The following is a 2,323-nucleotide window of genomic DNA, read 5'->3' on the forward strand; positions in this document are numbered from 1 at the left end:
GATCGCGAGGCTCCCGCTCGGCACGGTGGTCGCCCTGGAGTTCGCGGGCCCGGTCCTGGTGGCGGCCCTGGGCTCGCGCACGCTGCGCGACGTGCTGGCGCTGGTCCTGGTGGCCTGCGGCGTGGTGGCGATCGCGGACGTCCGCATCGCGGGCTCGTTCCTGGGCGTGGCCTTCGCCCTGGCCGCGGCGGCGGCCTGGGCGGGCTACATCCTCCTGGGCAAGCGAGTGGCGGTCGACGGCGACGGCATAGACAGCCTGGCCATCGGCTTCGCGGCGGCGACGGTGGTGTTGTCGCCGTTGGCGCTGGGGACGGGGGAGCTGTGGTCCTCGCCCCGGATGCTGCTGCTGGGGGTGGGCGTCGGGGTGCTGTCGACGGTGGTGCCGTACGCCCTGGACCAGGTGGTCCTGCGGCGGCTGGGCCAGGCGAGGTTCGCGGTGCTGTTGGCGTTGCTGCCCGTGACGGCCGGGGTGATGGGGTTCCTGCTGCTGGGGCAGGTGCCGTCGGTACCGGAGGCGTTGGGGACGCTGGCGGTGGTGGCCGGGGTGGCGTTGCGGAGCCGGGATGGAGTGGAGCGGGCGGCGGGGGTGGAGCCGCCGGGGTGAGTGGAGCGGGCGGTGGTCCGGTTCCGCTGCGGTGGGCCATCGCAAACCGCACGAGTCTCGGCGCACCTGCCTGCTGCTAACTAACCCGCTCAGCATCCCCTCGGGGAACAGACCCGCGCCCCCAGCTGCCTGAACTCGCCAAACCCTCGCCCAGACCCGCACCCCGCCGCCGAACACCGCCAGCCCGCCGCGCAAGCCAGCGACGGACCGGCGACGACAAAACCGCAGGTCAGCGGCTAACGGTGATCTGGCCGCACCGAAGCCGTGGGGCCGCCCGGAGTGGCCGCCGACGGCGTCCCCCAGACCGTGCCCGCCGAGTTGTCCACAGGCCGCCCGTGATGTGGACAATCCGTCTCGGCGGGCCCCTTTCCCGGCCTTTTCGTCGGACCGGCCCGATACGCTGGAGCGGGGCTCGTCCCCCGGGACGGGTGGGGTTTGTCCGGGGCCGGAGGAGGCGGGTGGCCATGACCAAGGCGGCGTCCGCGGCGGCGAAGGACTTCGCGGCTGCCGGGGTTGGGGGTGTTCACCTCGCCTGGGCGGACAACAACGGCATTCCGCGGTCGCGGATCGTGCCCATCGCCGGGCTGGCCGATGCCGCTGTTCGCGGGGTCGGGGCCACTTCGCTCTTCGCCGTTTTCGACAGCCATGACGCCATCACCTACGGGCACGCCGGGCTCGCCACGCCGTCCGGGGACATCCGGCTCGTGCCCGTCGTCGAGCGGCTGCGGCGGCTCGCGGGGCAGCCCGCGCTCGCCTGGGCGCCCGCGCGGCAGCTCACCCGGGACGGCGAGCCGTGGCCCTACTGCCAGCGGGCCGTGCTCGAGGCGCAGGTCGCCGAGGGGGCGCGGCGGGGGCTCGAGTTCCGGGCCGGGTACGAGCTCGAATTCGCCGTCGCTCCCGCGGGCAGCACCGACATCGTGACCACGCCCGGGCACCCCGGGCCGGCCTACAGCCCGCACGCCCTGGTGCGCCTCGACGGCTTCATCGCCGCCCTGCTGCACGACTTCGCCGCGAACGGGCTGCGGATCGGGCAGCTGCACGCCGAGTACGGGGTCGCGCAGGTCGAGCTGTCGCTCGCGGCCACCGATCCGGTGGCCGCCGCCGATGATCAGTTGCTGGCGCGGCAGACCATTCACGCCGCCGCGCACGCGCACGGGCTCGTCGTCAGCTTCGCGCCGCTCGTCGGGCTCGGTTCGGCAGGCAACGGCTGGCACCTGCACACCTCCGTCTCCCGCAAGGGGCGGAACCTTCTCGACGACCTCGGCGGCGACGGCGCCGGTTACCTCGCCGGGCTGCTGCGCGACCTGCCGGCGCTGACCGCGATCACCGCGCCGAGCGTTCCGTCCACCCTGCGGCTGCGGCCCGGCTACTTCGCGGGCGCGTACGCGTTCTGGGGTGTCGAAAACCGCGAAGCGCCATTGCGGTACGTCCCCGGCTCGCCGCTGCTGGGCGCCGGCCACGCGAACGTCGAGCTCAAGACGTCGGACGCCTCCGCCAACCCGTACCTCGCGCTGGCGGTCGTGCTGGCCGCCGGGATGGCGGGCATCGAGGACGCGCTCGCGTTGCCCGAGCCGATCGGCGAAGACCCGGGCGGCTGGACGGCGGGGGAGCGGGAGACGCGCGGCGTGCGGCGGCTGCCGGCCGACACCGCCGAACAGGATGCCGCGCTGCTCGCCACGCCGCGGGTCGCCGGCGTGCTCGGCGACGATCTGCTGGGCG

2 protein-coding genes are annotated in these 2,323 nt (G+C 74.6%); both read left to right on the forward strand.

All coding sequences use genetic code 11. From position 1 onward, the window contains the following. A partial coding sequence (locus tag G3I65_RS54645; RefSeq protein ID WP_160704346.1) for a DMT family transporter occupies positions 1 to 604 on the forward strand: 604 nt, incomplete at its 5' end. Between the two features lie 464 nt (positions 605 to 1,068). Continuing rightward, the coding region (locus tag G3I65_RS54650; RefSeq protein ID WP_163046924.1) for a glutamine synthetase family protein at positions 1,069 to 2,323 on the forward strand (1,255 nt) is incomplete at its 3' end.

Origin of the sequence: Amycolatopsis sp. SID8362 (genome assembly GCF_010550475.1) — a bacterium.
GTDB lineage: Bacteria > Actinomycetota > Actinomycetes > Mycobacteriales > Pseudonocardiaceae > Amycolatopsis > Amycolatopsis eburnea.